Origin of the sequence: Stenotrophomonas sp. ESTM1D_MKCIP4_1 (assembly GCF_003086895.1) — a bacterium.
Taxonomy (GTDB): domain Bacteria; phylum Pseudomonadota; class Gammaproteobacteria; order Xanthomonadales; family Xanthomonadaceae; genus Stenotrophomonas.
Genome location: NZ_CP026004.1, coordinates 2,609,393 through 2,636,294, shown reverse-complemented (window position 1 = coordinate 2,636,294; position 26,902 = coordinate 2,609,393). Strand labels below are relative to the sequence as shown.

General features: G+C 64.9%; 26 protein-coding genes and 1 tRNA gene. 13 read left to right on the top strand and 14 right to left on the bottom strand.

All coding sequences use genetic code 11. The annotated features are described in order from the left end of the window. Positions 1-110 precede the first annotated feature (110 nt). The 7 genes from C1924_RS20335 to hutI form a co-directional block, all read right to left on the bottom strand. Complete coding sequence (locus tag C1924_RS20335; protein WP_159094796.1) at positions 111-983, bottom strand: hypothetical protein; 873 nt, start codon at positions 981-983, stop codon at positions 111-113. A 1-nt stretch (position 984) separates the two neighbouring features. Continuing rightward, positions 985-2,607, bottom strand: coding sequence for an AAA family ATPase (locus tag C1924_RS12100; RefSeq protein WP_108765522.1), 1,623 nt, complete (start codon positions 2,605-2,607; stop codon positions 985-987). 89 nt (positions 2,608-2,696) lie between these two features. Beyond that, a complete protein-coding gene (locus tag C1924_RS12095; protein ID WP_108765521.1) occupies positions 2,697-4,166 on the bottom strand; it encodes a serine hydrolase domain-containing protein in 1,470 nt (489 codons plus the stop codon). Between the two features lie 125 nt (positions 4,167-4,291). Beyond that, the gene (hutU, locus tag C1924_RS12090) at positions 4,292-5,959 is read right to left on the bottom strand and encodes a urocanate hydratase (protein WP_108765520.1); all 1,668 of its coding nucleotides are present in this window, start codon (positions 5,957-5,959) and stop codon (positions 4,292-4,294) included. Next, positions 5,956-6,810 carry an N-formylglutamate deformylase gene (gene hutG, locus C1924_RS12085; protein ID WP_108765519.1) on the bottom strand — a complete coding sequence of 285 codons (855 nt, stop codon included), beginning with the start codon at positions 6,808-6,810 and terminating at the stop codon, positions 5,956-5,958. The genes hutU and hutG overlap by 4 nt, the downstream gene beginning before the upstream one ends. Next, entirely contained in the window at positions 6,807-8,348 is a 1,542-nt protein-coding gene (gene hutH, locus C1924_RS12080) for a histidine ammonia-lyase (protein WP_108765518.1), read from the bottom strand. The genes hutG and hutH overlap by 4 nt, the downstream gene beginning before the upstream one ends. Beyond that, positions 8,345-9,568, bottom strand: coding sequence for an imidazolonepropionase (gene hutI / locus C1924_RS12075; protein ID WP_108767051.1), 1,224 nt, complete (start codon positions 9,566-9,568; stop codon positions 8,345-8,347). Before hutI ends, hutH begins: the two co-directional genes overlap by 4 nt. Before the next feature lie 67 nt (positions 9,569-9,635). Between hutI and C1924_RS12070 the strand changes: the two genes are divergently transcribed. From C1924_RS12070 to C1924_RS12055, 4 genes are all read left to right on the top strand, one after another. Further along, on the top strand, positions 9,636-11,006 hold the full coding sequence (locus tag C1924_RS12070) for a formimidoylglutamate deiminase (RefSeq protein ID WP_108765517.1): 1,371 nt from the start codon (positions 9,636-9,638) through the stop codon (positions 11,004-11,006). Positions 11,007-11,050: 44 nt separating this feature from the next. Continuing rightward, positions 11,051-11,779, top strand: a complete 729-nt coding sequence (gene hutC / locus C1924_RS12065) for a histidine utilization repressor (RefSeq protein WP_108765516.1) — start codon at positions 11,051-11,053, stop codon at positions 11,777-11,779. A gap of 71 nt (positions 11,780-11,850) precedes the next feature. Further along, entirely contained in the window at positions 11,851-12,033 is a 183-nt protein-coding gene (locus C1924_RS12060) for a type II toxin-antitoxin system HicA family toxin (RefSeq protein ID WP_108765515.1), read from the top strand. Positions 12,034-12,056: 23 nt separating this feature from the next. Then, entirely contained in the window at positions 12,057-12,434 is a 378-nt protein-coding gene (locus C1924_RS12055) for a type II toxin-antitoxin system HicB family antitoxin (RefSeq protein WP_254051134.1), read from the top strand. 337 nt (positions 12,435-12,771) lie between these two features. Here C1924_RS12055 and C1924_RS12050 read toward each other — a convergent pair whose 3' ends face one another. From C1924_RS12050 to C1924_RS12040, 3 genes are all read right to left on the bottom strand, one after another. Then, positions 12,772-13,809 (bottom strand): restriction endonuclease, encoded by a 1,038-nt coding sequence (locus C1924_RS12050; protein ID WP_108765513.1) that lies wholly within the window; start codon positions 13,807-13,809, stop codon positions 12,772-12,774. A 238-nt stretch (positions 13,810-14,047) separates the two neighbouring features. Then, positions 14,048-14,539, bottom strand: a complete 492-nt coding sequence (locus C1924_RS12045; protein ID WP_108765512.1) for a phasin family protein — start codon at positions 14,537-14,539, stop codon at positions 14,048-14,050. Positions 14,540-14,620: 81 nt separating this feature from the next. After that, positions 14,621-14,896 (bottom strand): polyhydroxyalkanoic acid system family protein, encoded by a 276-nt coding sequence (locus C1924_RS12040; RefSeq protein ID WP_108765511.1) that lies wholly within the window; start codon positions 14,894-14,896, stop codon positions 14,621-14,623. Positions 14,897-15,020: 124 nt separating this feature from the next. Between C1924_RS12040 and C1924_RS12035 the strand changes: the two genes are divergently transcribed. From C1924_RS12035 to aroA, 4 genes are all read left to right on the top strand, one after another. Next, entirely contained in the window at positions 15,021-15,830 is an 810-nt protein-coding gene (locus C1924_RS12035) for an FHA domain-containing protein (protein WP_108765510.1), read from the top strand. A gap of 215 nt (positions 15,831-16,045) precedes the next feature. After that, positions 16,046-17,131, top strand: a complete 1,086-nt coding sequence (gene serC, locus C1924_RS12030) for a 3-phosphoserine/phosphohydroxythreonine transaminase (protein WP_108765509.1) — start codon at positions 16,046-16,048, stop codon at positions 17,129-17,131. 51 nt (positions 17,132-17,182) lie between these two features. Further along, the gene (gene pheA, locus C1924_RS12025; protein ID WP_108765508.1) at positions 17,183-18,373 is read left to right on the top strand and encodes a prephenate dehydratase; all 1,191 of its coding nucleotides are present in this window, start codon (positions 17,183-17,185) and stop codon (positions 18,371-18,373) included. A gap of 72 nt (positions 18,374-18,445) precedes the next feature. Next, positions 18,446-19,753 (top strand): 3-phosphoshikimate 1-carboxyvinyltransferase, encoded by a 1,308-nt coding sequence (gene aroA / locus C1924_RS12020; RefSeq protein ID WP_108765507.1) that lies wholly within the window; start codon positions 18,446-18,448, stop codon positions 19,751-19,753. A 218-nt stretch (positions 19,754-19,971) separates the two neighbouring features. Here the strand turns inward: aroA and C1924_RS12015 are convergent, their stop codons facing one another. After that, entirely contained in the window at positions 19,972-20,535 is a 564-nt protein-coding gene (locus tag C1924_RS12015; protein WP_108765506.1) for an energy transducer TonB, read from the bottom strand. 118 nt (positions 20,536-20,653) lie between these two features. Then, on the bottom strand, positions 20,654-21,292 hold the full coding sequence (locus C1924_RS12010) for an energy transducer TonB (RefSeq protein WP_108765505.1): 639 nt from the start codon (positions 21,290-21,292) through the stop codon (positions 20,654-20,656). A 113-nt stretch (positions 21,293-21,405) separates the two neighbouring features. Here C1924_RS12010 and serS point away from each other — a divergent pair, with 113 nt between their 5' ends. Then, positions 21,406-22,686: a serine--tRNA ligase gene (gene serS / locus C1924_RS12005; protein WP_108765504.1), complete on the top strand. Its 1,281-nt coding sequence runs from the start codon at positions 21,406-21,408 to the stop codon at positions 22,684-22,686. A gap of 62 nt (positions 22,687-22,748) precedes the next feature. On the opposite strand, the gene C1924_RS12000 is transcribed toward serS, so the two are convergent. After that, positions 22,749-23,099: a ligand-binding protein SH3 gene (locus C1924_RS12000; RefSeq protein ID WP_108765503.1), complete on the bottom strand. Its 351-nt coding sequence runs from the start codon at positions 23,097-23,099 to the stop codon at positions 22,749-22,751. Positions 23,100-23,246: 147 nt separating this feature from the next. Then, a complete protein-coding gene (locus C1924_RS11995) occupies positions 23,247-23,831 on the bottom strand; it encodes an NAD(P)H-dependent oxidoreductase (RefSeq protein WP_108765502.1) in 585 nt (194 codons plus the stop codon). Between the two features lie 124 nt (positions 23,832-23,955). Here C1924_RS11995 and C1924_RS11990 point away from each other — a divergent pair, with 124 nt between their 5' ends. From C1924_RS11990 to C1924_RS11975, 4 genes are all read left to right on the top strand, one after another. Continuing rightward, positions 23,956-24,948, top strand: coding sequence for a LysR family transcriptional regulator (locus C1924_RS11990; protein ID WP_079222336.1), 993 nt, complete (start codon positions 23,956-23,958; stop codon positions 24,946-24,948). 102 nt (positions 24,949-25,050) lie between these two features. Beyond that, positions 25,051-25,140: transfer RNA gene (locus C1924_RS11985), tRNA-Ser, on the top strand. A gap of 441 nt (positions 25,141-25,581) precedes the next feature. After that, complete coding sequence (locus C1924_RS11980) at positions 25,582-26,610, top strand: RHS repeat-associated core domain-containing protein (RefSeq protein ID WP_108765501.1); 1,029 nt, start codon at positions 25,582-25,584, stop codon at positions 26,608-26,610. Further along, the gene (locus C1924_RS11975) at positions 26,607-26,816 is read left to right on the top strand and encodes a hypothetical protein (RefSeq protein WP_108765500.1); all 210 of its coding nucleotides are present in this window, start codon (positions 26,607-26,609) and stop codon (positions 26,814-26,816) included. The genes C1924_RS11980 and C1924_RS11975 overlap by 4 nt, the downstream gene beginning before the upstream one ends. Positions 26,817-26,902 lie beyond the last annotated feature (86 nt).

Sequence of the window (26,902 nt, the reverse complement as noted above, 5' to 3'; positions counted from 1 at the left end):
TCGAATTCTCCCTAACCCTGACCTTTCGCGACATCATTGGATGTGCATTGTTGCCGCTCGACCACCAGTCAGCATCGCCGCGATAAAAGTATTCACGAGAGGCGTGTATCTCATATTTCTGCGATTAGTGGGTCGTCGTCACATCTTTCTGGAGAAGTGAGTCTGTTAAAAAGCCAATCAAGTGTGACGTCCTCTAGCAGTCCGGATATAAATATGGATGACCAGCTATTCTTGCTTTGTTGACGGTCGTCTGATTTGTATAGCTCTTCGGATAGAATTTCTATTAATTCAAATTTAGATGCAGGGGCGGTACCAAGACTGGAATGTATTAAGCTTGGCTTTCTAACAAGCGTTCCCCAGTCTTTGCGTAATGACCCGGATATTGCGCTTTTCCTAACTACACTCTTTATGTGAAACTCGACCGATGCAAAATTCGCATCTGCTGCTGAAAGGTTGTTTAAAATTTCGATCGATGGTGCTCTGTCATGGTCCCGGAACCTGCAAGTTACCAGCCTTTCCCGCATGAATTCATCGAAGTAGGGGTGGAGGACTCGTTCTCCCGCTCCGCCCCGATAGACGTCCTTTCGCTTGTTATTGCACAAGCATGCGGGGACTAGGTTTGCAGAAAATAAGCTGAATTCTGGATATATGGCCTTGGGTAAGATGTGGTCGAGTGTTCCACAGTTTGGCGATCCGCACATGGTGCAGGTCATTGCGGCATTATCATCCCTTAATTTTTTAATGAATTTATGGGAGGTTGGGGGATGTTTGTAGTGAGCGTGAAGGTATTTGGAAGTCGTTCCGTCGACGCCTTTTGGTTCGATAGAGCTGGCGTCCCCCTTCGAGGACAAATAAGCTATGTAGGCTAATGATATTGTTGCGGCCTTCGACCTTAAGTGGGGATGGCTCGATAGGTTTTTATTTCGCGCTAGTGATCTTAGGAACATGTGATCATTTATTTTCCAGGCGTTCAGGTGTCGCATCTCAGATCGACTCCTTGTTCAAAATCAATTCATGTATTTCGCCTAGGGTCTCGAGCGAGAGTTCATCCTTATATTCGTCATATATATTATCCCATGACTTGTTGGAATTAACTATCCTTCTCTTGACTCTTTTTGATATGCTTGAAGTGGAATTTTCGCCAAATACAAATCTTGAAATTGCTCCTACATCGGCGCCAAACGTTCTGAGTCGAGGCTTGAGTACTTGGATTCTTCCATCTTGATCTCTTTCAATAACGGATACCTGTTCCTTGAAGACTTCCCGAACGAAGTAGGATGAATGAGTTGCAATGATGGCAGAAGAGCCTGTTAGCTCGAGAATTCGATCCAGTAGTGCTGCAAACTCGCTGATGAAATTTGGGTGAAGGTGGGTTTCTGGTTCGTCAAGAAGAATTAGTGAGCCGTTCTCGATGGACTCGCAAGCAAGGGCTGAAAAATTTATAAAGGAGAGTTCGCCGCTGCTGAGTTTGGTTGCTTTTCCATCCACCATGCGAACGGGATCTTTGTTTGGATCGATCGAGGCTTGTTGCTCTAAGTTTCGAATGCTGGTTCCGTTTCTTATTTCTGAAATTCCAATTGGTCTCCCGCCATCGGCTCGTACCAATGCCAGCTGCTCATGGTCACGGATCGCGGAAAGTGAATCATTGAAAATTGAGAGTCTGCTGCGCCTTGCAATTGATTGGTCAGACTGAGCTACCCTGATTATCGTTTCCGGAAGCTTTGATCCTGTTTTTTGCTTGGATACAGAGCCAATATGATGTCGCTTGTACCACGTTCGCTGAGTTCGTCTCTCGATGGGGAAGGTTGATATTGATTCCATAGTCGATGCAAAAGCAATTAAGCGACTGACTTGGGGGCGATCGCCCGATTCCGACTCTCGCAGATAGGTCTCTCTGCCGAGAAGGCTTCTTGATATTGCGTTGAGGGATTGTGATTTCCCTACGCCGTTTTTTCCGATTATTACGGCGATGCGTCGCGGGAGTTCCGCTTCATGGTTGAAGTTTAGGTCGATCTCATAGCGCGAAAGGTCATTGCCAAGATCGAAGTTGAGTTGCCATTTTGTGGCGGGCCTCACTGTTCTCTCTTTGGAAAGTCCCTGTATTATTGATCCTGCGTTGTGCAATGCAAAGTGAACTTCTGAGTCTCGGAGAAATCCAAGGTTAAAGGCGCGCTCTTTGCTTGCTTTGGATATTATTTTTGAGGTCGGTTTAAAGTGCTTTATAGTGGCAAGCTCATTTGCATTAATGAGCATTTTTTTGAGGGCTTTCGGTTTAATTGATGACGCCAAATCTCGATAGCTCTGCATCGACGGGAGCATGATGAAGAACTTATGGAGATTTGCCGAAACTCCTTCTTTCAATGATCCAACTATTTGGATGAGTCGGGTTCGTCCGTTCTCCTCCTTTGCATCTTCTTCGTAAAATCCGATTAGTATATCAGCCACTATTGTGGTTGTTTCATCGGTTTTTAAGGCAATTTTTGCTCTGAGCTTGTATCCATAGTCATCCCGGTCATTGTCTGATGGGAATATTATGGATGTACCGATTGGCATTCTCTTTGCTGGTGTTGAGTCTTTGAAGAAGATACAGGTCGGCGGATGGTTCATGACGATTTGCAATGAATGAGTTCCCTGTTGGTTGTGTTGGTAGTGCCAATTATTTAATTTGGACGATTGCCGTACTTTAATATCTATCTTTAAGGCCTGGGAAAGCTGTCCGGCTGTGGGTTTGTCGATGGGTCGATAAGAAGTGCAGCCTTTGCATACAGCGCCTTTGCAGTCTCCGCATCGCCCAGAGCCGCATGGCACTCGGCCAGGCTGTCCCAGGCATTGGCCGAATCCGAGTACAGCTCGGTGTTGAGCGTGAATACCCTCAGTGCCTTGCCCGCACCCAGGCTCTCGCGGATCGCGTAGCTGCTGGCGTTGATGGCGCGCTCGCGTTCGCTGCCGGTGATGCGGATGTTGTCCTGCAACCAGTCGCGCATCGCCTGTGCCGCGCCAGCCGTCTCATCCGACGCATAGGCGATCAGGCGCTCGGACAGCACCGCACTCGGAAACTCCTGCGGTGCAGCCACCGCCATCGTGCTTTCCACCAGGGTGCTCGACCACACATTGCGCGCGCTGCCATTGGTCAAGTACACGAACACCCAGTAGCCGCTGGCCAGGCTGCCCTTGTAGGCCAGCCGTGCCCGCACGCGGGTGCCGCCGTCATGGCCGACCTGGGTGTAGCCATCGCTGCGCGTGGTGTCCCAGCCGGTGGAGAAGAAATTGCTGCCGCCGTTGGCGAGCTTCTGCGGCTGCCAGAGCTTTTCCAGTGTCGCTGTACGTACCAGTTTCCCGGTGGCCAGCGCCTGCAGGAAGCGGTTCATGTCGCCCACGGTGGTCTGCAGGTCGGCATGGCCCCAGCCGTAGCGCGGCCACGGATCTTCATCAGCCGCCTGCAACGCGCCGTCCTTGCCGGTGTACGGCACTGCCGCGCGTGCTGCCGGCACGCTGTCCAGCCCCCACGAAGTACTGCGCATCTTCAGTGGCTGCAGGATGCGTTCGCGGGCGATGGTCGGGTAGGGCTTGTGGTAGTGCGCTTCCAGCAACGCGGTCAGCACCAGGTAGTTGGCCTGGGTGTATTGCACGCGGCTGCCGGTGGCGAACTGCATCGGCGCCGCGCCGGCCACCTTCAGTGCAGCGGCAAGATCCGGCGCAACGCCGGGGTAGCCCCTGCTCACCCAGCGGTTGTCCACGCGGTCGTAGTACTCGGCGATGCCGGAGCTGTGGTTGAGGAAATCGCGCACGGAAATCGCCCGCCAGGCAGTGGGCAGATCGGGTAAATAGCGGCTGGCGGGTGCGTCCAGATCCAGCGTGCCCTGATCGACCAGCTGCATCACCAGCGTGCTGGTCAGCAGCTTGGCCATCGACTGCGCGGCGAAGATGCTGTCGACGGTGGCCACTGCATGCGTGGCCGGGTCGCGTTCACCGCTGGCGCCCTGGTAGAGCACGTGGTCGTTGTGGGCGACCAGCATGGCCTGGCCGGCGATGCCGTAGCGCTCGCGGTTGGCGTGCAGTTGGGTGTCCAGGCGGGCTGAAAGATCATCATCGGGAACATCACGCGCCGAAGCGGGCAGGGTGACTGCCAGGGCGCAGAAGAGTGCAGCGGCAAGCGCGCGATACATCGCGGTGTTCCGTCAGCGGCGATGGCGCATCTTGGTCAGGGCGGGAGATCGGGTCAAGAGCACCGATTCCCGCACCAGGCAGAGCACGTTCAAGGTAGCGCCGGGCCGTGCCCGGCGACGCTCGATCAGCCCAGAATCCCCGGCAGATCCAGCCCCTTCTCCTTCGCGCATTCCACCGCGATCTCATACCCGGCATCGGCATGGCGCATCACACCGGTGGCCGGGTCGTTCCACAGCACGCGCGCAATGCGCTTCGCGGCCGCCTCGGTACCGTCGCAGACAATCACCATGCCGGCGTGCTGCGAGAAGCCCATGCCCACGCCGCCGCCGTGGTGCAGCGACACCCAGGTCGCGCCGCTGGCGGTGTTGAGCAGGGCGTTCAGCAGCGGCCAGTCGGACACCGCATCGGAACCATCGGCCATCGCCTCGGTCTCGCGGTTTGGCGAGGCCACGCTGCCGCTGTCCAGATGGTCACGGCCGATCACCACCGGCGCCTTCAGTTCGCCGTTCGCCACCATCTCGTTGAAGGCGAGGCCCAGTCGATCACGATCGCCCAGGCCCACCCAACAGATGCGCGCCGGCAGGCCCTGGAACTTGATCTTCTCGGCAGCCATGTCCAGCCAGCGGTGCAGGTGCGGGTTGTCCGGAATCAGTTCCTTCACCTTGGCATCGGTCCTGGCGATGTCTTCCGGGTCGCCGCTCAGCGCGGCCCAGCGGAACGGGCCGATGCCGCGGCAGAACAGCGGGCGGATGTAGGCCGGCACGAAGCCGGGGAAATCAAAGGCATTGGCCACGCCTTCTTCCAACGCCATCTGCCGCAGGTTGTTGCCGTAATCCACGGTCGGCACGCCCAGTGCGTGGAAGCCGAGCATGGCGCGGATGTGGTTGGCCATCGAGGCGCGCGCGGCCTTCTCCACGTCCTTGGGTGCGGACACCCGCTTTTCGTCCCACTGTTCGACCGTCCAGCCCTGCGGCAGGTAGCCGTTCACCGGATCGTGCGCCGAGGTCTGGTCAGTCAGCAGGTCGGGCTTGATGCCGCGTTCCAGCAGTTCGGCCAGCACATCGGCGACGTTGCCCAGCAGGCCCACCGACTTCGGCGTACCGGCCTTGCAGGCTTCGTCGATCAACCGCAGCGCTTCATCCAGGTTGTCGGTCCAGGTGTCCAGGTAACCGGTGCGCAGGCGCATGTCGATGCTGCTCCTGCGGCACTCCACGGCCAGGCACGAGGCACCGGCCATCACTGCGGCCAGCGGTTGTGCACCGCCCATGCCGCCCAGGCCACCGGTGAACAGCCACTTGCCGGTGAGGTCGCCACCGAAGTGCTGGCGGCCCATTTCCACGAAGGTTTCGTAGGTGCCCTGCACGATGCCCTGCGCACCGATGTAGATCCAGCTGCCGGCGGTCATCTGGCCGTACATGGCCAGGCCCTTCTTATCCAGTTCGTTGAAGTGGTCCCAGTTGGCCCAGCGCGGCACCAGGTTGGAATTGGCGATCAGCACGCGCGGCGCATCGGCATGGGTGCGGAACACGCCCACGGGCTTGCCCGACTGCACCAGCAACGTCTGGTCATCGTCCAGCCGCTTCAGCGTCTCCACGATGGCATCGAAGCTTTCCCAGTCGCGCGCGGCGCGGCCGATGCCGCCGTACACCACCAGTTCCTGCGGGCGCTCGGCCACATCCGGGTGCAGGTTGTTCATCAGCATGCGCAGCGGCGCTTCAGTCAGCCAGCTCTTGGCGTTCAGCGTGGTGCCGGTCGGCGCGGTGATGGTGCGGGACGGATCATTGCGGGTCATGCGGCACTCCGGTTCGTAGCGAATTCAAGGCACGCCGTCAGCACCTGCGCCAGCGTGCGGCGCAGCGGAGCGGCATGGTCGGGGTCCAGCGGGGTCGGCCAGCTGTGCTCGTCCACCTGGTCGGGCAGGGGTTCGTGCATGTAGCCACGGCAGGCCAGCTCCATCTGCAGGGTGTGCACGCCGCCGGGAACATCGCTGTAGTGGCGGGTGATCCAGCCGCCCTTGAAGCGGCCGTTGCGCACCTGGCTCATGCCGCTGATCTTCAGCAGGTTTTCCACGACATCACTCAGCGCGTTGTCGCAGGACGTGTCCGGTGTTCCGGATGGACCGGCCGTGCCCAGGTTGAACTGCGGCAGCTCGCCGTCGAACAGATGCGGGATATGCGAGCGGATCGAATGCGCGTCATACACCACCACGGTGCCGTGGTGCGCGCGCAGGCGTGCGATCTGCGCGGCCAGCGCATCGTGGTAGGGCGCGAAATACGTATCGCGCCGCCGTGCGATTTCCGCCTCGTCCGGTTCGCGGCCGGCGTGGTACAGCGGCTGGTTGTCGAAGGTGGTCAGCGGGCACAGGCCGGTGGTGTTCTGGCCGGGGTAAAGCGAAACACCGCTGGGGTCGCGGTTGAGGTCGATCACCGAACGCGAGATGGCCGAACGCACCGTGGTGGCGCCCATGCCGCGCACGAAATCGTACAGATCGTGCACCCACCAGTCGGCATCGCGACGTGCCAGCCACGGCGAGTGGTAGTCGCCCATCAGCTCGTGCGGCAGTTCGCTGCCGGTGTGCGGGAAGCTGACGATCAACGGGGCATCGCCCTCGTGCACCGTCAGCCACTCGGGGTGGGCCGTCATGCCTGCGGCTCCACAGTCGGCAGCAGTTCGCCCAGGCCGTGGGCCAGCACGCCGCTGCGAACCAGCTTCGTGGCGGCCACCATGTCCGGGTGGAAGTAGCGGTCTTCTTCCAACGTCGGCACCTTCGCGCGCAGGGTCGCGCGCACGGTTTCCAGTGCGGCGCTGGAGCGCAGCGGCGCGTGGAAATCGCAGCCCTGCGCGGCGGCCAGCAGCTCGATGCCGATCACGTTGGCGGCATTCTCGGCCATCTGCATCAAGCGGCGTGCGCCGTGCGCGGCCATCGACACGTGGTCTTCCTGGTTGGCCGAGGTCGGGATCGAATCAACGCTGGCGGGGTAGGCGCGCTGCTTGTTTTCAGAAACCAGCGCAGCGGCGGTCACCTGCGGAATCATGAAGCCGGAATTCAGGCCCGGGCGCGGGGTCAGGAAGGCCGGCAGGCCGGACAGCGCCGGGTCCACCAGCATCGCCAGGCGGCGCTCGCTGATCGAACCGATCTCGCACACCGCCATCGCCAGCATGTCGGCAGCGAAGGCCACCGGCTCGGCGTGGAAGTTGCCACCGGACAGCGCTTCGCCGGTATCGGTGAACACCAGCGGATTGTCGGACACGCCGTTGGCTTCGATTTCCAGCGTGGTGGCGGCCTGGCGCAGAATGTCCAGCGCCGCGCCCATCACCTGCGGCTGGCAGCGCAGGCAGTAGGGATCCTGCACACGCACGTCGTTGTCGCGGTGCGATTCGCGGATGTCCGAGCCCTGCATCAGCGAGCGCAGCGTGGCGGCGGTGGCGATCTGCCCGCGCTGGCCGCGGATGGCATGGATGCGCGGATCGAACGGCGTGTCCGAACCCTTGGCTGCTTCCACCGACAGGGCGCCGGTCACCAGTGCGGCCTGGAACACGGTCTCGATCTCGAACAGCCCGGCCAGCGCGTAAGCGGTGGAAAACTGGGTGCCGTTGAGCAATGCCAGGCCTTCCTTCGCATCCAGCTCAACCGGCTGCAGCCCGGCGCGTGCCAGCGCCTCGCTCGCCGGCAGGCGCGCGTCGCCGATGAAGGCTTCGCCCACGCCCAGCATCACGCTTGCCAGGTGCGAGAGCGGCGCCAGGTCGCCCGATGCGCCGACCGAGCCCTGCGCCGGCACCACCGGCAACACGCCCTTCACCAGCATTGCTTCCAGCAGCAGCAGCGTTTCCTCGCGCACGCCCGAAGCACCCTGGGCCAGGCTGACCAGCTTCAGCGCCATCATCAGCCGCACCACGTCAGCCGGCATCGGCTCGCCCACGCCGGCCGCATGGGACAGCACGATGTTCCGCTGCAGGGTCGCCAGGTCTTCGCGCTCGATGCGCACGCTGGCCAGCTTGCCGAAGCCGGTATTGATGCCGTACACCGGCGCACCCTTGGCGACGATGGCGGCCACGGCGGCGGCACTGGCACGCACCACCGGCAGCGCGTCCGGGTCCAGTGCGAGCGGCGCACCGCGGTAGACCTGCCGCCACTGGGCAAGGGTGACATGGCCGGGGCGAAGAACCAGGGTATTGCTCATGTGTTGCTCCAGGAAGCAGGCAGGTCGGGCTGCCCGCGCACCACGCGCGCGTGCAGCGGGTTGAATCCCATGCGGTAGACCAGGTCGGCCGGCGCGTCGATGTCCCAGATCGCCAGGTCGCAGTCCATGCCCACCGCCAGGCGGCCGATGCGTTCGCCATGGCCAAGGGCACGTGCCGCTTCACGGGTGAAGCCGGCGATGCACTCGTCCACGGTCAGGCGGAACAGGGTGGCGCCCATGTTCATCGCCAGCAGCGGGCTGGTCAGCGGTGAGGTACCGGGGTTGCTGTCGGTGGCCAGGGCCAGCGGCACCCCGGCCGCACGCAGCGCGGCAATCGGGGGCAGGGTGGTATCGCGGGTGAAATAGAACGCGCCGGGCAGCAGCACGGCTACGGTACCGGCGGCGGCCATCGCGGCGATGCCCGCATCGTCCAGGTGTTCGATATGGTCGGCCGAGAGCGCGCCGAAGCCGGCCGCCAGTTCGGCGCCGTGCTGGTTGCTCATCTGCTCGGCATGGATCTTCACTGCCAGCCCGTTCGCACGCGCCGCCTCAAAAACCTGCCGCGCCTGCGCCGGCGAGAACGCGATGGTCTCGCAGAACACGTCCACGGCCTCGGCCAGGCCCTCAGCGGCGATGGCCGGGATCATCACGTTGCACACCTCGTCGGTGTACTCCTGTGCCTCGCGCCCCGGCGGCACGGCATGCGCGCCGAGGAAGGTCGGCACCACGTTCACCCGGCATTCCTCGCCAAGTGCGCGGGCCACCTGCAGCTGCTTGCGCTCGTCGTCCAGGGTCAGGCCGTAGCCGGATTTGATCTCGACCGTGGTGATGCCTTCGGCGCGCATCGCCAGCAGGCGCGGGCGGCTTTCCGCGGCCAGCTGCTGCGGCGAAGCGGCGCGGGTGGCGCGCACGGTGGAGACGATGCCGCCGCCGGCGCGGGCGATGTCGGCATAGCTGACGCCCTGCAGGCGCTGCTCGAATTCGTTGGCGCGGTTGCCGGCGTAGACCAGGTGGGTATGGCAGTCGACCAGGCCTGGCGAGATCCAGCGGCCTTCGCCATCGATGCGGGTGGTCGGCTGCAGGTGCGCATCGCTGCCGGCCGGGCCGACGTGGACGATGCGGCCCGCGGCGCAGGCCAGCACGCCATCGGTGATGACACCCAGGCCCTCGCCATCGAGGGTCATCAGGTGGACGTTGGACCAGAGGGTATCGACGTGCATGGCATCCACAACGCGGCTGTGCTTATATGTCTATACAATATAGGCGTCCATTTCGGGTTGTCCAGCCATGTCCGATTCGCGTTACCCGCTGTGTTTCCATGCCGCCCATGCGCTGTTGCCGCAGGGCTGGGCGCGCGACGTGCGCCTGCAGGTACAGGGCGGCCGCATCGCCGCCCTTGACGCGGGGCAGGGCGCAAAGGACGGCGACGCACGCGTGGGCATCCTGTTGCCGGGCCTGCCCAACCTGCACAGCCACGCCTTCCAGCGCGGCATGGCCGGGCTGACCGAGATCGGTGGCGGTGACGGTGACAGCTTCTGGAGCTGGCGCGAACTGATGTACCGCTTTCTGGCCCATCTGCGCCCCGAAGCGGTGCAGGCCATTGCCGCCCAGGCCTACATGGAAATGCTGGAAAGCGGCTTCACCCGCGTCGGCGAATTCCACTACCTGCACCACCAGGCCGATGGCCAGCCCTACACCGACCGGGCCGAAATGAGCTCGCGCATCGCGGCCGCTGCCGCGCAGACCGGCATCGGCCTGACCCTGCTGCCGGTGTTCTACGCCCACGCCGATTTTGGTGGCGCCGCGCCCAATCCCGCGCAGCGCCGGCTGATCCACGATGTGGACGGATTCGCACGGCTGCTGGAAGGCGCGAAGACCGCCCTGTCCACGCTGCCCGATGCGGTGCTGGGCATCGCGCCGCACAGCCTGCGCGCGGTCACTGGCGCGGAACTGGATGCGCTGCTGCCGCTGACGACCGGGCCGGTGCACATCCACATTGCCGAGCAGGTGCGCGAGGTCGAGGCCTGCCTGGCCTGGAGCGGCCAACGACCGGTGCAGTGGCTGTACGAGCACGCCCCGGTGGATGAGCGCTGGTGCCTCGTGCACGCCACCCACATCACCGATGCCGAGCGCGCGCAGATGGTGGCCAGCCGGGCGGTGGCCGGGCTGTGCCCGATCACGGAAGCCAATCTGGGCGATGGCCTGTTCCCGATGCAGGCGTTCGCACGCGAAGGCGGGCGCTTCGGCGTCGGCTCCGATTCCAACGTACTGATCGACGCTGCCGAGGAACTGCGCCTGCTGGAATACGGCCAGCGCCTGGCGCTGCGCGGGCGCAACGTACTGGCCCCGGATGCGACCCGCAGCAGCGGCCGCTTCCTGTTCGAGGGCGCACTGCACGGCGGCGGCCAGGCCTTGGGTGTGGCTGCGGGGTTGCAGGTCGGGGCCAGTGCCGATCTGGTCGAACTGGACCCCGCGCATCCGGCGCTGCAGGCCCGCCAGGGCGACGCGTGGCTTGACAGCTGGGTGTTCGCTGCACGTAATGGCGCGCTGCGTTCGGTCTGGCGCCATGGCCGCCAGGTCGTGGCCGACGGCCGCCACCTGCAGCGCGAGGCCATCACCACCGCCTTTGCCGCCGCCCTGCGTGGCGTGCTGGGCTGACTGCCGCCCCGCTTATCTAGACCCTCATCGAGACCCCCGCACCCGTGAAGGCCAGCAAGTCCGCCACGCTCAACCAGCGCATCCGCAGCGATCTGGAAAGCCGCATCCTCAGCGGAGAATGGGCGCCGGGTTTCCGCATTCCCTACGAGCACGAACTGATGGAGCAGTACGGCTGCTCGCGGATGACGGTGAACAAGGTGCTGACCGCCCTGGCAGAGAGCGGCATGATCGAGCGGCGGCGCCGTGCCGGTTCCTTCGTGGCCCGGCAGCCCCCGCACCTGGAACAGGTGGCGCTGGAAATTCCCGATATCGCCATGGAAGTCGGCTCGCGCGGCCATCAGTACGCCTACCGGCTGCTGCAGCGCGAACTGCGCCTGGCCGAGCCCGGCAATGCCGGTGAAGTCGAACTGGCTGGCAGCGAGCCGCTGCTGGCGATGCGTTGCCTGCACCTGGCCGATGGACGGCCCCTGGCGCTGGAACATCGCCTGATCAGCCCGGTGGGCGTGCCGGAAGTGCTGGAGATCGATTTCAGCACCACCGCGCCGGGCAGCTGGCTGCTGCAGAACGTGTCCTGGACCCGCGCCCAGCACCGCATCAGTGCCTGGGGTGCGGATGCGGCCACGGCCAAGCTGCTGGACGTGAAACCGGGCACGGCCTGCCTGGTCATCGAGCGCCTGACCTGGCGCGGCGATCAGCCCATCACCCGCGTACGGCAGATGTTCCTCGGCGATGCCTGGGATCTGGTGGCGCGGTTCGCGCCCGGGGCGCGGTAGCGGGACGACCGGACGCTCGACTGTCGCCTTGAACTCTGTCGGCGCGTGTGTACGATGTGTATGGTTCTCGCATGAAAAGCGGGGACCTCATCCGGGAACTACGCGCGGCGGGCTGGACGTGCAGCCGTATTGGTGGCTCCCACCATGTGTTCACACATCCGCGTAGCCCGCACATCATTACCGTGCCGCATCCCAGGAAAGATCCGGGAATTGGCCTGGTCCGGGCAATCCGGAAGCTTGCTGGGCTGACGTAGAGGGTCCCATGCGATATCCAGTCTTGATCGAAGCCGGTGACGAACGCACAGCCTGGGGTGTGGTGGTGCCCGATCTGCCGGGATGCTTCTCGGCCGCCGATACCCTCGATGATGCGCTCAGTTCTGCCGAGGAGGCCGCGCTTGGGTGGATTGACGCCGCGCTGGATGCGGGTCGCCCCATCCCGACGCCGTCCGCGCCGCAGGAGCTCGTCTGCGAAGCGGATACTGAAACGCGGTGGATTCTTGCTTACATCCACGTTGACCCGGCCCTGCTGGATGACACCGTTGAGCGGGTCAACATCAGCCTGCCACGGCGGATCCTGGCGAGGCTGGATGCGCAGGCCAAGGCGGCCGGTGAATCGCGTTCGAGCTACATCGCTCATCTGGCTGCGTTGCGCTGACGCCGAGGGCGATCGCCCATCCACGCATGGCGTGGATCTACCGGTGCGGGGTTGATGCCTCGGGCTCGCCCATCCACGCATGGCGTGGATCTACCGGTGCGGGTTGTTGCCTCGGGCTCGCGTATCCACGCATGACGTGGATCTACCGGTGCGGGGTTGATGCCTCGGACTCGCCCATCCACGCATGGCGTGGATCTACCGGTGCGGGGTTGATGCCTTGGACTCGCGTATCCACGCATGACGTGGATCTACCTGCGTTGCGTTGATGCCGGGTTGCGCGTATCCACACGTGGCGAGGAACCCGGGTAGATCCACGCCATGCGCGGATGTTTTCCCATCAATACGTAGCGCACTGCCGCCAGCGCACCGGCTCGTCCACGCCGGGGCGTGCATTGAGCTGCACGCGCACGTTGCGCAGGGCCGGGTAGCGCAGCACTTCCTGGCAGACCCGCGGCCACACGGCTTCAAGTTCGCCCGTGCGGTTGATGGCCAGGGTCTGCCGGGTCAGCCAGACGCCGCTGGCGATGCCGGGCTGGCGCGACAGCGCGCGTGCCAGGTCCGCCTGGTAACGGTCCAGCGTGGCCGTATCGGGATTGGGATCGTTGCGGTCGTCGTCGGCGGCGGCTGCAGCGGGCGCGGCCGTTGCCGGCACCGCGGGCGCAGGTTCGGCCGGTGCGGGGACTTCCTCGGCGCTCGACACCGCCGCAGCAGCGGGCGGGGCGGCGGCCACCGCAGGTGCCGGTGGCGGGGTGCTGGTGGCCGCAAATGCGCTGGGCTCCACATGCAGGCCCTGCAGGCCCAGCCCGACCAGCAGGCCCAGGGTCACCGCGCCCAAGGCGGCAATGGCAATGCGGCGCAGTGCCTCGTGGCGGGCCGTCGCGCGCACGCGCGTTTCAATTTCAACCGGCAGGTACGGCTGCAGCAGCGGCCACAGGCGCGGACCGTCCAGCACCTCCACCGCTTGCTTGTCCGCTGCGGCCAGGCCGTCGCGCTCGACGCGACCCTCGGTGATCAGCAGGCCACCCTTGGCGCCGCCCAGGCGTGCAACGGCGCCCAGCTCATTCACCGCGGCCGTACCAATGCGGTACGCCAGCCCGTGCTTGCAGGAGACCAGCCAGGTATGGGGCCCATCGCTGAGCAGGAAATCACTGCTCGGCTCGCGGGCTTCCTCGGTCGGGTCGGCCACTTCGCGCAGGCCGCGCTGCTCGCGCAGCATGCGCTTGATCAGCGTCGAGAACTCGCGCCAATGCATGCCCGCCAGGGCCTGCAGCCCCAGTTGCATTTCCGTTCGCCGCCGCTTGATCCACCACAGATAGACGATTGCCAGGGTGCAGGTAAGCAGGGCCGACAGCAGGGCCAGAATCCAAGGGAGCATGCAGGAAGGGAGCGGAAGGGGCGAAAACGGAGACCGACAGTGTAAAGGTCGCGCTGTCCTGTTGGGTCAGGACGTTCCCCACACGGATCGTGATGCAGTGCGCATTTCTGTAGGGCGCAGGCACGAAAAAACCCGCCAATCCTGGAGCCGTGAGGGGAGGGAACAAACGGCAGGCAAAGCGATTGGCGGGTTCTTCGCGATTGTCAGCGAAATTTTATTGCATTGCAACAATCGGCAGTCAGGGCACGCCACCGGGCGATTGATGGCTGCCCGGCGCCGGCGCATCGCTGCCCGAGGCGTCCCGGTTTTCCAGCTTGGCCAGCCGCGCATGCAGGGCGTCAAGGCGCGCTTCGAGCGCGGCCAGTTCATCGGCGGTGGGCACGTGCAGGCGCTTGAGTACGCCCTGCACCTGGTCATCGAAGGCCTTTTCCACCTTGTTCCAGGTGCCGGAGGCCTTTTCGCGGGCCTCGTCCAGCGAGGTTTCCACGTTGTCGCGCCAGCCCGGCCCCTGCTCACCGCTGCGCTCGCGGCGGCGTGCTTCCCAGGCTTCGCCTTCCTTCACCAGGCCATCGAAGAAGCGGCCGCCTTCGGCCTGCGCGCGGCCCAGGGCACCCAGGCCGGCCAGCCAGACCTGCTGTGCCGAATCACTGAACCTGCGCGAAAAGCGCTCGGCCTGTTCGCCGAACGAAGCGTCGTCGTCGCGGCGGTCGTCATTCTCGTAGTGGTTCATTGCGCTTCCCCGGGGGAGTTGGGCCTGTCCCGAGGGTAGCGCGCACGGACGTTGCAGGGCCGTGATGGCCGCCGCCCGGGTTCAGCCCAGCTTTTCCTTCAGCACACGCTGGATCTCGCTTTCCACCATGCCCTTCATGGCCGACAGCAGGAAACCCAGCTTGGCGGTCACGCGCACCGCGCCCGGCTGCAGTTCGATGGCGCCATCCACGCCGCTGCCGCTGAAGTTCAGCACGTCGGCGCTCCAGGCGGATTTCAGGCCGAAGCGTTCCCCCAGCTTGGCAGCAACCTGTTCGATGGCTTCGCGGGCCTGTGCATCAGGCAGGGCGTGGGCGTGGCGGACATCAATGGTGGACATGCGGGCTCCTGGCGGTGCGCGGGGATGGCAGAGAGGGCGGCCATTGTGCGCATCGGCGGGCGCCACGCCAAGCGCTCATCGGCGGTTCTTCTGCGTTGGCGAGCAACCTGCTAGTCTGCGCCGCGTGCAGAACCTGCTTGTTCACTTCAGTCAGCAACAACAGCCCGACCAGCCCCTGCGGCCCGGGGTGCAGCGCATCGTGCGCCAGGCAAACGGCAGTGTGCGGCTGGGCGACCCCGGCCATGGCGCGCTGCTGCTGGCGCAGTTCTGCATGGACGACCGCGGTCTCTGGCTGCAGGTGGGCAACGGCATCCGCAGCATCCACGTGAACGGCCGCCCGGTGCGGCGCATGGCCCTGCTGCGCGCAGGCGATGCGGTGTACGTGGATGGCGTGGAAATGGTCCTGCAGGGTGAAGTGGAAAGCCTGCTGCAGGCACCGTCGCCGCTGCCGGGCAGCGAGGGCAATGCCGATGAGCAGCGCCTGCTGCGTGGCGTGGGCGGCCTGCATCATGGCCGCAGTTACACCCTCTCGCGCCCGCGCCTGATCGGCCGTGGCGGCGATGTCGATATCGAGATCGACGATCCCGCATTTGCCGAACAGCACGCGCGCGTGGAAGTGCATGGCGACCGCGTGCTGCTGCGCGACCTGGGCAGTGCCGACGGCACCCGGGTCAACGGTGTGGCGGTGCGCCACTGCTGGCTGCAGCCGGGCGACCAGGTGGTGTTTGATGGCCAGCACCGGTTCGTGCTGGAAGTGCCGCATGATCCACGTCGGCGCCCCTTGCCGGCCGAAGACGACGCAGGCCAGGACGCCGAACAGGTCGCGCATGCCCCCGTGGCGCCGCGCCGGGTCCGGCGTTGGCCCTGGCTGCTGGCCAGTGCGCTGCTGCTGGCTGGCGTGATCAGCCTGCTGCTCTGGTTCGGCGCCCGCTGACGATCGCGCAATCACGGTAGTGCCGGCCGCTGGCCGGCAGACTGTTGCTCTGGTAGATGCCAACCTTGGTTGCCATGCGCAGTATTGCCGGCCAGCGGGCGGCACTACCCGGCGGGGCGCAAATGGATTCCGATGAAACCAAATTTCCCTTGCCGCACTAGGCCGCAAGGCTGGTGCACTGCGGCATACTAGGCGTCTTGCCCCACAGGTGTGACATGACGCGCGCGTTCAACTTCAGTGCCGGCCCTGCAACCTTGCCGGAATCGGTCCTGCGCCAGGCGCAGGCGGAAATGCTGGACTGGCACGGTGCCGGCGCCTCGATCGTGGAAATGAGCCATCGCGGCCCGGAATTCATGTCCGTGGCGGCCGAGGCCGAGGCCGACCTGCGCCGCCTGCTTGATATCCCCGATGACTACGCCGTGCTGTTCCTGCCCGGCGGCGCCACCACCCAGCAGGCGCTCATCCCGCTCAACTTCGCCCAGGCCGGCCAGCGTGCCGATTACGTGGTCAGTGGCCACTGGGGCAAAACGGCCGTCAAGCAGGCCGGACCCTATGTGGACGTCAACATCACCGCCAGCAGCGAAGCCAATGGCTATCGCGAACTGCCCGCGCGCGCCGGCTGGCAGCTCTCGGCCGATGCTGCGTACGTGCACATCACCGCCAACGAGACCATCCACGGCGTTGAATTCCGTGATGTGCCCGATACCGGCGATGTCCCGCTGGTGGCCGATTTCAGTTCGTCCATCGCCAGCGAACCGCTGGATGTGCGCCGTTATGGCGTCATCTATGCCGGCGCGCAGAAGAACCTGGGCCCGGTCGGCATCGCGGTGATGATCATCCGCCGCGACCTGCTCGAGCGCAGCGGCCAGGCCCGCGCGGACATCTTCGATTACCGCTCGCACGTCGCCCGCGATTCGATGCTAAACACCCCGCCCACCTGGAACTGGTATCTGGCCGGCCTGGTGTTCAAGTGGATGCTGGCCGAAGGCGGCGTGGTGGAGTTCGCCAAGCGCAATGCCGCCAAGGCCGCGCTGGTGTACGGCGCCATCGATGCGTCCGGCGGCTTCTACCGCAACGAAGTCGCGCATTCGGCGCGCTCGCGGATGAACATCCCGTTCTTCCTGCCCAACGCCGATCTCGATGCCCGTTTCGTGGCCGAAGCCAAGGCCGCCGGCCTGCTGGCGCTGAAGGGCCACAAGGTGGTCGGTGGCATCCGTGCCTCGCTGTACAACGCCATGCCGCTGGCCGGGGCCGAGGCGCTGGTCGCCTTCATGGCCGATTTCCAGCAGCGCAACGGCTGAGCAATGAACGGCGCGCACCGTCGGGTGCGTGCCCCGCAACAAGGAATTCCCATGGCAAGCAAACCCAGCAAGAAGGCCGCGAAGAAGGCCGAACCGGCCAAGACCGCTGCCGCGCCCAAGGCCAAGGCCTCGTCCAAGGCCACCCCGGTGCCGACCCAGGCGCCGCTGGCACTGGCCGATGTGCGCTCCAAGATCGACCAGATCGACCGCGACATCCAGGGGCTCATCGCCGAGCGCGCGCAGTTCGCCCACCAGGTCGGCAAGGCCAAGGGCAAGCTCGCCGCCGCCGTCGATTACTACCGCCCCGAGCGCGAAGCGCAGGTGCTGCGCATGGTGGTGGACCGCAACGAAGGCCCGCTCAGCGATGAGCTGCTGGTGCATGTGTTCCGCGAAATCATGTCGGCCTGCCTGGCCCAGCAGGAACCGCTGAAGATCGGCTACCTCGGCCCGGAAGGCACCTTCAGCCAGCAGGCCGTGCTCAAGCATTTCGGCCGCTCGGCGATGGGCCTGCCGATGGCCAGCATCGAAGAAGTGTTCCAGGAAGTGGAAGCGGGCAACGCCGATTTCGGCGTGGTGCCGGTGGAAAATTCGGGGCAGGGCACCATCCAGATCACCCTGGACATGTTCCTCACCTCCAACCTGAAGATCTGCGGCGAAGTGGAACTGCGCGTGCAGCAGTACCTGATGTCGCGCAGTGGCCGCCTGGAAGATATCGAGCGCGTCTACGGCCATCCGCAGTCCTTCATGCAGACCTCGGCGTGGATGCGCGCCAACCTGCCGAAGGCCGAGAAGATTCCCGTGGCCAGCAACGCCGAAGGCGCGCGCCGTGCGCGCAATGCCGATGACGCCGCGGCCATCGGTGGCGAGAGTGCCGGCCACGTGTACGGCCTGAAGAAGGTGGTGACCAAGCCCATCCAGAACGATGCCGACAACACCACCCGTTTCCTGGTGGTGGGCCGCAACATCTTCCCGACCTCCGGCCACGACCGCACGTCGGTGCTGGTGTTCATCCATGACAAGCCCGGCGCGCTGTTCGATGTGCTCAGCCCGTTCGCCCGCCACGGCATCAGCATGAACCGCATCGAGTCGCGCCCGTCGCACCACGGCAAGTGGGAATACGGCTTCTTCATCGATCTGGCCGGCCACATCGACGATGCGCCGATGCAGGCCGCGCTGGCCGAGCTGGAAGCCCATTCGGCGCAGATCAAGGTGCTGGGTTCCTACCCGGTGGCCGTGCCCTGATTGCCGTTGCGGCCGCGTGCCGCGCCCTTTGATGCACCGCCGGTCCGCCGGCGCCCATGGAATGATCGAACGATGAGCAACACGCACCACTGGATTGCCCGCAAGGGCCAGCCGCTGCAGGGCAGCCTGACCATTCCCGGCGACAAGTCGGTCTCGCACCGGTCGGTGATGTTCGCCGCGCTGGCCGATGGCACCTCGCATATCGAAGGCTTCCTGGAAGGCGAAGACACCCGCGCCACGGCGCGCATCTTCAGCCAGCTCGGCGTGCGCATCGAAACCCCCAGTGCGTCGCTGCGCGTCGTCCACGGCGTCGGCATCGACGGCCTGCAGGCGCCCAGCGCGCCGCTGGACTGCGGCAACGCCGGCACCGGCATGCGCCTGCTGGCCGGCCTGCTGGCTGGCCAGACGTTCGACTGCACCCTGGTGGGCGATGAATCGCTGTCCGGCCGGCCGATGCGCCGCGTCACCGGCCCGCTGGCGCAGATGGGCGCGAAGATCGACACCGAAAGCGATGGCACGCCGCCGCTGCACGTGTACGGCGGCCAGTCGCTGCACGGTATCGCGTTCGCTTCGCCGGTCGCCAGCGCACAGGTGAAGTCGGCCGTGCTGCTGGCCGGTCTGTACGCACAGGGCGAAACCAGCGTGGTCGAACCGCACCCGACCCGCGATTACACCGAGCGCATGCTGTCGGCCTTCGGCGTGGATATCGCGTTCTCGCCCGGCAAGGCCCGCCTGCGTGGCGGCCAGCGCCTGCGCGCCACCGACATTGTCGTTCCGGCCGACTTCTCCTCGGCCGCGTTCTTCCTGGTGGCCGCCAGCATCATCCCCGGTTCCGAACTGCGGTTGAAGCAGGTGGGCCTGAACCCGCGCCGCACCGGCCTGCTGCACGCACTGCGCCTGATGGGTGCGGACATCACCGAAGAAAACCCGGCAGAGCAGGGTGGCGAACCGGTGGCCGACCTGGTGGTGCGCTACGCCCCGCTGAAGGGCGCGCGCATTCCGGAGGCACTGGTGCCGGACATGATCGACGAATTCCCGGCGCTGTTCGTGGCGGCTGCCGCGGCGGAAGGCCAGACCGTGGTGACCGGCGCCGCCGAACTGCGGGTGAAGGAATCGGACCGTTTGGCCGCCATGGCCACCGGCCTGCGCACGCTGGGCATGCAGGTGGATGAAACCGAGGACGGCGCCACGCTGCACGGTGGCATCACCCTGGGCAGCGGCACCATTGAAAGCCACGGTGACCACCGCATTGCCATGGCCTTTGCCATCGCCGGCCAGATCAGCGGCGGCGAAGTGCGCATCAACGACATCGCCAACGTCGCCACGTCCTTCCCGGATTTCGACGGCCTGGCCCGCAGCGCCGGTTTCAACCTCGCCTGACCCGACGGTAGCGCCGGCCGCTGGCCGGCATCAGACCTCCATCACGGGTAGTGCCGGCCGCTGGCCGGCATACAGGCCTTCATCACGGTAGCGCCGGCCGCTGACCGGCCCTCACAGGCTTGCCGGCCGGCGGCCGGCACTACCGGGTCGTATCGCGCAAAAAAAGACGGAGGCCGAAGCCTCCGTCTCCCGATCGATCACGAACCCCTCGCTCGCGATCAACGCTGCTCGGTACGGAAATCCACCGGCACGCGCACCACACTGGCTACCGCACGGCCGTCCTGCATGGCCGGCTGGAACTTCCAGCTCTGCACAGTGCGCAGCACCGAACGGTCCAGATCACGGCTGCGCTCACCACTGCGCGACACAATGCTCGCATCGGTCACGTTACCGCGCGTATCCACATTGAGGCTGGCAATCACGCTGCCCTGCACACCATTACGCAGCGCAGTGGCCGGGTACGTCGGCTTTTCATTGCTGGCCAGCGGGCTCGCCTCGCGGTTGCGTACGGCCGGGGCCGCCTTGCGCTGGCTGTTGGCCGGCGCCGCATTACGTGCCGCAGGGGCCGCCGCCACCGGAGTCTCGCTGGCGGGCAGCATGCGCTCACCCACCGGGGCCGGCGCCACATCTTCCTGGTTCGAGAACCGCAGCCACATCAGTGCGGCAGCAAACATCGCCACAATCAACGCCAGCCACAGCCAGGGGGAGGTGCGCTGCGGGCGCTCACTCACATCCTGCTGCAGGTGCGGGGAATGAAGGTGTTCGTGGGTAGTAGCACTCATTGCAGACTCCTCGCGTCAGTAACGACGCCCAGAGTCTTGCCCGAGCCGGGGTAGCGATGTGTCAGCGTTGCGTCAACGCAACCGGCAGGGTTCAGGTTGCCTGCCGGGATGCGTTCAGTTACTGCGGCTTGAAGTCAAACGGCACTTCAATGGAGCCCGGAACCGGCTGGCCGTTGCTCAGTGCAGGGGTGAAGCGCCAGCGGCGCACCGCGTCGGTGGCCGCACGGTCGAGCTCGCGCGAGCCGCTGCGCTGGATCACCGTGATGTTGTTGGCATAGCCGGTGGCATCCACGTCCACCCGCACCACCACGCTGCCCGATTCGCCACGGCGCAGGGCGGCAGCGGGGTAGGCCGGCGGCGGCGACTGGCCGGCCACGGGCATCGGCTGGCTGTTGCCGGTCGCCGGGGTGGCGCTGCCCGGTGCGGCCGGGGCCGGTTCGGTGGTGGCCGGCGGCGGCGGGGCGGTTTCCACCAGCTTCGGCGCCTCTTCCTGCACCGGCGCCGGCTTGGCATCGGGCATGTCGCTGGAACCCGCCGCCGCAGGCAGGGGCTCGGGCAGCGGCTCGACCTGCGCGGTTTCCTGCGGGGTCTGCGTGGCCGGATCATCGGCGCGGAAGAATTCCTTGTCGCGGCCGGTCAACCAGACCACCACGAACAGCAGCACGCCCACGCCGAAGGCGATGCCGGCGATCTTCAGGGCGTTGCGCGGGATATGCACGGTGAACGACTTGGCAGGCGATGAGCGGGGTGCAGACATGGACCGGACCAGCAGGGAATGCCCCGATTCTGCCACGGCGGGAATGAACCGGGCGGCAGAAATCCGTATAACAGGCGATAATCCCGTTCCTGATACCCACCACGACACCTGCCATGCTTGATCCAGCCCTGCTCCGCCACCAGCCCGCCGACCTCGCCGAACGCCTGCGCACCAGCCGCGGCTTCGAGCTCGACGTGTCTGCCCTGGAGTCCCTGGAGGCTGATCGCAAGCGCATCCAGGTGCGGACCCAGGAGCTGCAGAGCCTGCGCAACAGCCGTTCCAAGGCCATCGGCCAGGCCAAGGCCAAGGGCGAGGACGTCTCGGCCATCATGGCCGAAGTCGCCGCGTTCGCCGACGAGCTGAAGGCATCGGAAGTGGCACTGGACGAACTGCGCGAGAAGATCGACACCATCGCCGCCGGCATCCCGAACCTGCCGGCCGATGACGTGCCGGCCGGCGCCGACGAGAACGACAACGTCGAGCAGGGGCGCTGGGGCACCCCGCGCACCTTCGATTTCCCAGTGCTCGATCACGTCGAGCTGGGCGCCCGCAACGCCGGCCTGGACGCCGAAACCGCCGCCAAGCTGTCCGGCTCGCGCTTCACCGTGCTGCGCGGCCAGGTGGCCCGCCTGCACCGCGCGCTGGCCCAGTTCATGCTGGACCTGCACGCCGGCGAACACGGTTACGAAGAAACCAACGTGCCGCTGCTGGTCAACGCCGATTCGCTGCGCGGCACCGGCCAGCTGCCGAAGTTCGAGGACGACCTGTTCAAGACCGCCGTGGGCGATTCCACGCGCTACCTCATCCCGACCTCGGAAGTGCCGCTGACCAACCTGGTGCGTGATGAGATCGTCGACGCCGAGCGCCTGCCGCTGCGCGTGACCTCCCATTCGATGTGCTTCCGCGCCGAAGCCGGCAGCGGTGGCCGTGACGTGCGCGGCATGATCCGCCAGCACCAGTTCGAGAAGGTCGAACTGGTGTCGATCTGCCGCCCGGAAGACAGCGACGCCGAGCACACCCGCATGACCCGCTGCGCCGAAGTCGTGCTGGAAAAGCTGGGCCTGCCGTACCGTAAGGTGCTGCTGTGCACGGGCGACATGGGCTTCTCGGCCATCAAGACCTACGACCTGGAAGTCTGGCTGCCTTCGCAGAACACCTACCGCGAGATCAGCTCGTGCTCCAACACGGGCGATTTCCAGGCCCGCCGCATGCAGGCCCGCTGGCGCAACCCGGCCACCGGCAAGCCGGAACTGGTGCACACCCTGAACGGTTCGGGCGTGGCGGTGGGCCGCGCCATGATCGCCGTGATGGAGAACTACCAGAACGCCGACGGCACCATCACCGTGCCGGACGTGCTGCGCCCGTACATGGGCGGCGTCGAAATCATCGGCTGATGCGTCGTGGGTGTGGGGTCGGATCCCTTTCCGCAGGAAAGGGCTCTGACCCCATCCATTGATCACCCCGCAACCCGCACCTTCTCCAACGGCACCCAGCCGGGCTCGCCCGTCTCCGGCGCGCACCACGCCCATCCATTGAAGGTGCGCACCCCGCGCAGCCGCTGCCCCGCGTCCACATCCAGCTCCCGCGCGCAGTAATTCTCCGTCGCAAACGCGACACCCTGCGCATCGCGGCCGATCACCGGCGCGGGCACAAATCCCGGTTCCTGCCCCTCGGCCTGGCACAGAAACCAGTCCTCCCAGCCCTCCGGGCCCTCATAACGCTCGCCCACCACCAGCGCCTGTCCACGGCGCAGGGTGATCGGGTGCGGGAATTCGCTGCGGTGGGCAGCCGTCACGATGTAGTCCATGCCCCCAGCCTACCGGCACGCCGCAACAAAAAACGGCCCCGCAGTGCGGGGCCGTCAGGGGTGGGCCAGGATGGGGGAGGGGCTCCCGGCCCGCAATCAGCGCCCCCGACGAGGAGGGGGAGGGCGCCGATCGCTGGAACGCAGTACTTACGCAGCCACTTCTTCAGCAGCGTGCGACGGCAGCGCCGACAGCGCGCCGGCAATGGCGTCTTCGCGGTGCTTCGGCGAGTAGGCAATGCCCTCGGCACGCACGAATTCCACGTTGTCGATACCCAGGAACGCGAACACCTGGCGCAGGAAGGGCTCCTGGAAGTCAGCCGGCGAATCGGTGTAGATGCCGCCGCGGGCGCTCACCACGATCACGCGCTTGCCACCGGCCAGGCCCACCGGGCCGTTCTCGGTGTACTTGAAGGTGCGGCCGGCCACGGCAACGCGGTCGATCCAGGCCTTCAGCGTGGACGGAATGCTGAAGTTGTACATCGGCGCGCCGATCACCAGGATGTCAGCGGCCAGGAACTGCTGCATCACCTGTTCAGCATCGGTCGCCTCGGCGGCGTCCAGGCCGGCCAGCGAGCTGCTGCGCAGATGAGGTACCGGATTGGCGTCAAGATCGCGATAATCGACCTGCAGGCCGTCAATCTGGTCCTTGAACTGGGCGACCACCGCGGCGGTCAGCTGGCGGGAGACGGAGTTGTCGCCAAGCACGCTGGCGTCGAGATGCAGAAGCTTCATGGCAGTCACCTATGGTCTGGAAGGAGGGGCGGGTTCGCCGCCGACGGAGAGAACGATAGGTTGTTGCATGGGCGGGATAAAGGTGATTCAATGCCACGAATTGTTCTAGATATGGAACTCGGGTATGCATGACCTGAATGACCTGTACTACTTCGCCATGGTCGTGGACCACGGCGGTTTCGCTGCCGCCGAACGTGCCCTGGGCATCCCCAAGTCACGCCTGAGCCGCCGTATCAGCCAGCTTGAGACCGATCTCGGCGTTCGCCTGCTGCAGCGCTCCACGCGCCGTTTCGCCGTCACCGACGTCGGCACCAGCGTGCACCGCCATGCGCAGACCATGCTGGCCGAGGCCCAGGCCGCGCGCGAGGTGGTCGACCGCCTCAGCGCTGAGCCGCGCGGCGTCGTGCGTGCCAGCGTGCCCGTTTCGCTGGCGCAGATGCAGTTGCCCAAGCTGCTGCCCAAGTTCCTCGAGCAGTATCCGAAAGTGCGTTTGCAGCTGAACATCAGCAACCGCCGCGTGGACATCATCAACGAAGGCTACGACGTCGCCCTGCGCGTGCGCTCGCGGCTGGATGACGACGGCAGCCTGGTGATGCGCAGCTTCGGCCAGGTGCAGGAACTGCTGGTGGCCAGCCCGAAGTATCTGGACCGCGCCGGCCGCCCCAAGGACCCGGAAGAGCTGACCCAGCACGTCACTCTCAGCATCAGCGAAGACGAAGCGCGCCAGCGCTGGGAACTGCATGGCCCGGAAGGCGAAGTGCGCCGGGTGGACCTGCAGCCGCGCGTGGCCGGTTTCGACTTCCCCCTGCTGCAGAGCATGGTGAAGGACGGTTTCGGCATCACCATGCTGCCGGAAACCGTCTGCGCCGAAGCCGTGCGCAATGGCGAACTGGAAGTGGTGCTGCCGGACTGGTCGCTGCCGCAGGGCGTGTGCCACGCCGTGTTCGCCTCGCGCCGCGGCCTGCTGCCGGCCGTGCGCGTGTTCATCGATTTCCTGGCCGAACACCTGCCGCCGCAGCTTGAGGCCTCGCGCCTGGACTGCGGTGGCGCGTGCGAGAAGGCCAAGGAGAAGATCAAGGCCAGTGCGCTGGGTGCGCTGGCGGTGGACGCGGGCTGAGGCCTGCGGGTAGCGCCCGGGTGCACCCGGCGTTACGCCGGTCTTGGGCAAATCGCCCAGCCGTGCGAGAATGCGTGCCCGGCCAGCAGGCTGGGCCGATACGGAGAGATGGCCGAGCGGTTTAAGGCACCGGTCTTGAAAACCGGCGAAGGGTTAAACCTTCCGTGGGTTCGAATCCCACTCTCTCCGCCACGCCGCGGGCCGTGAACACGATTCCGCCCCGGATTACAGAATCCATTGGTGACCGATGGCCTGCCCGACCCCCGGCTGGCGCGCGTGGCCAACTGTCGCATTTGGACAGGCTCTGGAGATGCGCAGGCGAGCAGAATCAAATCTGCCGCGGGTGTTACCGCCTCTTCTCAACCATAGCCTGAGAAGCTGATGCAGCACAGAACATAGTCCAGAACCGGCGATCCTTGGCGTCGTTTGTGCCGTGGAATCAATCGGTTGCATCGGTCCCATCAAGCCTTTTCTTAATGGACGATCCATATCGATAGCGCTAGGACCAGACTGTGGTTGCGCATCGGTAGAGGTTGCCCCTGATAGCTGCCTCGCTCTGGTGATCAAACCACATCAAGCACTGTGGTACGAAGACGGCTCTTGCTGTGAAGCTCACTCAAGGGGACTGAGACGATGGAAAAGCTTGCCGAACACTACGTGTCTCTCCGCCGCACCAAGCGTGCAACGCGCGTTCTTGAGCCGGGTTTCATGAGGCTGCTGCTTTGTTGCGCGCCGATTATCAGTTTGGCGCAGGTCCCAGAAGCAAGTGCCGAGACCGTCACCTACATTCATACGGATGCACTTGGTTCAGTGGTTGCCGAGACCGACGCCACTGGCAGTGTGGTCAAACGCTATGACTACGAACCCTATGGAGGCATTGTTGGCGGCCCCGTTGCGGACGGGCCTGGGTACACGGGTCATGTAAGCGACGCTGCTACCGGACTGAGCTACATGCAGCAGCGCTACTACGATCCTCAGCTTGGACTGTTCCTTTCAGTAGATCCAGTTTCTACGCACTCAAACCCGAAACACTTCAATCGGTACAGTTACGCGTACGGAAATCCTTATTCTTTCACTGACCCAGACGGAAGAATCCCGGTAATGCCCTTCATCTACGGAGCGGTTGTAGGTGGCCTTGCAGATATTGCCGTGCAGAAGGCCCTGAATCCGGGAAAGCCTATCGATAAAGTAGAGGTTCTTGTCGCTGCCGCCGTTGGCTCTGTTTCCGGAGGCGCTGGTGGACTAGCGGTTGGTGCGGTCAGTTCCGGGTCACTCTCCGTTGGCCGTGCAGTTGCCATACAGACCGCAGTCAATGCAGTGGCTGGCGGAGCCGGTTCTGCCGCAGAGAGTGCAATCAAGGGCCAGCCCATCACTGCAGAGGGAGTCGCTTCAAATGCGCTGGGGAGCGCTGCCGCTGGTTTGGCCGCTTCCGGGGTTGGCGCTGCCATGGGCGATTTCGCAGGCCCCGCTGCACGTGGCACCCTGCAAAAGCTGAGCCAGTCTTCCGCTCCAGGCGCGCCAAGCATCGCCAGCACCACGGCATCCACCGGAGTGGCTGTCCCGAGGCAATCGGCGCTTCAAGGCGCTGCGTCTCAGGCCGGACAGAATCTAGCGGGAGCGGGCGCAACCATCGTGCAGAAAGATCTGGAGAAGAAGAAATGAGTTCCATGGTGAAAACTCTCTTGGGCACCCAGTTTCTCGCCGCTCTGTTTGGCCTTTCATACTTTGCAGTTCTCAGCTATCGAAGCCACCCGGATGCCTTGTCCGTAGGACTGCGCATCTGGGGCTATTTCGCGCTGATCTTTCTATGCATTCAATTGTTTTTGGCGCTGAAGCAGTGGTGGCAATGGCCGAATCGAAGGCGGTGAGCCGCAGGGGCGGCGATTGAGGCGCTTGCGGCCGCACCATGGCGCGGCGGTGGCTACCGAAAGCCGTGGTTCAGCGACTGGGAATC

Coding starts and splice junctions, on each gene's coding strand:
- serC (WP_108765509.1), top strand. CDS start 16,046: ATGACGCGCGCGTTCAACTTCAGTGCCGGCCCTGCAACCTTGCCGGAA.
- pheA (WP_108765508.1), top strand. CDS start 17,183: ATGGCAAGCAAACCCAGCAAGAAGGCCGCGAAGAAGGCCGAACCGGCC.
- C1924_RS12045 (WP_108765512.1), bottom strand. CDS start 14,539: ATGAACCACTACGAGAATGACGACCGCCGCGACGACGACGCTTCGTTC.
- hutU (WP_108765520.1), bottom strand. CDS start 5,959: ATGACCCGCAATGATCCGTCCCGCACCATCACCGCGCCGACCGGCACC.
- C1924_RS11990 (WP_079222336.1), top strand. CDS start 23,956: ATGCATGACCTGAATGACCTGTACTACTTCGCCATGGTCGTGGACCAC.
- C1924_RS11995 (WP_108765502.1), bottom strand. CDS start 23,831: ATGAAGCTTCTGCATCTCGACGCCAGCGTGCTTGGCGACAACTCCGTC.
- hutH (WP_108765518.1), bottom strand. CDS start 8,348: ATGAGCAATACCCTGGTTCTTCGCCCCGGCCATGTCACCCTTGCCCAG.
- C1924_RS11975 (WP_108765500.1), top strand. CDS start 26,607: ATGAGTTCCATGGTGAAAACTCTCTTGGGCACCCAGTTTCTCGCCGCT.
- serS (WP_108765504.1), top strand. CDS start 21,406: ATGCTTGATCCAGCCCTGCTCCGCCACCAGCCCGCCGACCTCGCCGAA.
- C1924_RS20335 (WP_159094796.1), bottom strand. CDS start 983: ATGCGACACCTGAACGCCTGGAAAATAAATGATCACATGTTCCTAAGA.
- C1924_RS12015 (WP_108765506.1), bottom strand. CDS start 20,535: ATGAGTGCTACTACCCACGAACACCTTCATTCCCCGCACCTGCAGCAG.
- C1924_RS12050 (WP_108765513.1), bottom strand. CDS start 13,809: ATGCTCCCTTGGATTCTGGCCCTGCTGTCGGCCCTGCTTACCTGCACC.
- C1924_RS12100 (WP_108765522.1), bottom strand. CDS start 2,607: ATGAACCATCCGCCGACCTGTATCTTCTTCAAAGACTCAACACCAGCA.
- C1924_RS12070 (WP_108765517.1), top strand. CDS start 9,636: ATGTCCGATTCGCGTTACCCGCTGTGTTTCCATGCCGCCCATGCGCTG.
- C1924_RS12040 (WP_108765511.1), bottom strand. CDS start 14,896: ATGTCCACCATTGATGTCCGCCACGCCCACGCCCTGCCTGATGCACAG.
- C1924_RS12095 (WP_108765521.1), bottom strand. CDS start 4,166: ATGTATCGCGCGCTTGCCGCTGCACTCTTCTGCGCCCTGGCAGTCACC.
- C1924_RS12010 (WP_108765505.1), bottom strand. CDS start 21,292: ATGTCTGCACCCCGCTCATCGCCTGCCAAGTCGTTCACCGTGCATATC.
- hutI (WP_108767051.1), bottom strand. CDS start 9,568: ATGCACGTCGATACCCTCTGGTCCAACGTCCACCTGATGACCCTCGAT.
- C1924_RS12060 (WP_108765515.1), top strand. CDS start 11,851: ATGAAAAGCGGGGACCTCATCCGGGAACTACGCGCGGCGGGCTGGACG.
- aroA (WP_108765507.1), top strand. CDS start 18,446: ATGAGCAACACGCACCACTGGATTGCCCGCAAGGGCCAGCCGCTGCAG.
- C1924_RS11980 (WP_108765501.1), top strand. CDS start 25,582: ATGGAAAAGCTTGCCGAACACTACGTGTCTCTCCGCCGCACCAAGCGT.
- C1924_RS12000 (WP_108765503.1), bottom strand. CDS start 23,099: ATGGACTACATCGTGACGGCTGCCCACCGCAGCGAATTCCCGCACCCG.
- hutG (WP_108765519.1), bottom strand. CDS start 6,810: ATGACGGCCCACCCCGAGTGGCTGACGGTGCACGAGGGCGATGCCCCG.